The organism is Sphingomonas epibiotica (assembly GCF_039615155.1).
Taxonomy (GTDB): Bacteria; Pseudomonadota; Alphaproteobacteria; order Sphingomonadales; family Sphingomonadaceae; genus Sphingomonas.
Map to the genome: position 1 here is coordinate 1 of NZ_JBDGHY010000022.1, position 2,500 is coordinate 2,500.

Annotated in this window: 1 tRNA gene and 2 rRNA genes (1 of these 3 cut by a window edge); all 3 read right to left on the reverse strand. The window is 55.2% G+C overall.

Annotated elements, in window-relative coordinates:
* Positions 1-112: 112 nt before the first annotated feature.
* Positions 113-189: transfer RNA gene (locus tag AAIO73_RS20000), tRNA-Met, on the reverse strand.
* Between the two features lie 68 nt (positions 190-257).
* Positions 258-372, reverse strand: a 5S ribosomal RNA gene (gene rrf, locus AAIO73_RS20005).
* Between the two features lie 102 nt (positions 373-474).
* A 23S ribosomal RNA gene (locus tag AAIO73_RS20010) occupies positions 475-2,500 on the reverse strand; it runs 763 nt beyond the window's last position.

The window sequence follows — 2,500 nt, forward strand, 5'->3', positions numbered from 1 at the left end:
GTTCTGCATGGCGGGCCGGGCTGGTCTGGTGCCGTGAGGATGGAGTGGTTTTGCGCGACGTTGCGTGCAGACGAAGGAAAGCCCCGCAGCTTGGTGCTACGGGGCTGAATGATGGTTGCGGGGACAGGATTTGAACCTGTGACCTTCAGGTTATGAGCCTGACGAGCTACCGGGCTGCTCCACCCCGCGACACAATTGGCGCTCGAGAGAGCGGAAGTGTGGAGGACAGTTGTGAATGGTTATGCACCGGCTTCAATGCCTGGCGACGACCTACTCTTCCATCGCTTGAGCGATAGTACCATTGGCGCGGTTTGGTTTCACGGCCGAGTTCGGGATGGGATCGGGTGGTTCACAAACGCTATAGCCACCAGGCAATGAAGGCGGTGCATATTTTCAAATCGATGTGTTCAAGTGCTGAGGTTTCAACCGTACCATGGTCGGCAGCCAGTGCTGACGTTGGGGGTGTGAACTCTCTTAAGCGCGAATAGGACAATTAGTATCGGTTAGCTTCACGCATTACTGCGCTTCCACATCCGATCTATCGAGGTCGTGGTCTCCGACCGTCCTAAGAAATCTTATCTTGAGGGAGGCTTCCCGCTTAGATGCTTTCAGCGGTTATCCCGTCCATGCATAGCTACCCTGCTGCGCCGTTGGCACGACGACAGGTACACCAGAGGCATGTTCACCCCGGTCCTCTCGTACTAGGGGCAACTCCTCTCAAATTTCGACGCCCACGGCAGATAGGGACCAAACTGTCTCGCGACGTTCTGAACCCAGCTCACGTACCACTTTAATTGGCGAACAGCCAAACCCTTGGGACCTGCTCCAGCCCCAGGATGTGATGAGCCGACATCGAGGTGCCAAACAACCCCGTCGATATGAGCTCTTGGGGGTTATCAGCCTGTTATCCCCGGCGTACCTTTTATCCGTTGAGCGATGGCCCTTCCACGAGGGACCACCGGATCACTATGACCGACTTTCGTCTCTGCTCGACTTGTCAGTCTCGCAGTCAGGCTGGCTTATGCCATTGCACTCTAACAGACGGTTTCCAACCGTCCTGAGCCAACCTTCGCGCGCCTCCGTTACTCTTTAGGAGGCGACCGCCCCAGTCAAACTACCCGCCACAGAGGGTCCCTCGCCCAGTTTCATGGGCGCAGGTTAGACATCAGAAAACAACAGGGTGGTATTTCACCTATGGCTCCACACCGGCTGGCGCCAATGCTTCAAAGCCTCCCACCTATGCTACACAGTTCTTTCCTAATGCCACTCTGAAGCTGCAGTAAAGGTGCACGGGGTCTTTCCGTCTAACCGCGGGTACTCCGCATCTTCACGGAGAATTCAATTTCGCTGAGCATGTCCTGGAGACAGTGGGGAAGTCGTTACGCCATTCGTGCAGGTCGGAACTTACCCGACAAGGAATTTCGCTACCTTAGGACCGTTATAGTTACGGCCGCCGTTTACCTGGGCTTCATTTCAGAGCTTGCACCCCTCCACTTAACCTTCAGGCACCGGGCAGGCGTCAGGCCCTATACGTCGTCTTGAAGCCGACTTAGCAGAGCCCTGTGTTTTTGCTAAACAGTCGCTACCCCCTGGCCTGTGCCCCCAGCAAGAGCTTGCGCCTATGCTGGGCCTCCTTCTTCCGAAGGTACGGAGGCAATTTGCCGAGTTCCTTCAGGACACTTCTCTCAAGCGCCTTGGTATACTCTACCAGACCACCTGTGTCGGTTTCGGGTACGGTCTATACGGTGGGGCTATTTCCCGGGACAGCTTCGAAGCCAGACCAATCCGATAAGGTCTGACAACACACGCCATCCGTCACACACCACCAGGCCCACGAATATTAACGTGGTTCCCATCGACTACCCCCTTCGGGCTCGTCTTAGGGGCCGGCTCACCCTGCGCGGATTAGCCTTGCGCAGGAACCCTTGGTCTTTCGGCGAGAGGGCATCTCACCCTCTTTATCGCTACTCATGTCTGCATTCGCACTTCCGATACCTCCACGGTCCATTACCAGACCGCTTCACAGGCGTACGGAACGCTCCGCTACCGCGTGTACAAAGTACACACCCTAAGCTTCGGTGCGTGTCTTGAGCCCCGTTACATCTTCGCCGCAGGAACCCTTGTTTAGACCAGTGAGCTGTTACGCTTTCTTTAAAGGATGGCTGCTTCTAAGCCAACCTCCTGGTTGTTTTGGGATTCCCACATGCTTTCCCACTTAGACACGACTTGGGGACCTTAGCTGTAGGTCAGGGCTGTTTCCCTTTTGACGACGGACCTTAGCACCCGCCGTCTGTCTCCCGGATATCACTCTTATGTATTCGGAGTTTGGTTAGTATTGGTAGATCTCGCGACCCCCGCAACCATCCAGTGCTCTACCCCATAAGGTGTCCATCCGAGGCACTACCTCAATAGTTTTCGCGGAGAACCAGCTATTTCCCGGCTTGATTGGCCTTTCACCCCTAAACACAACTCATCCGGTAACTTTTCAACGTTAATCGGT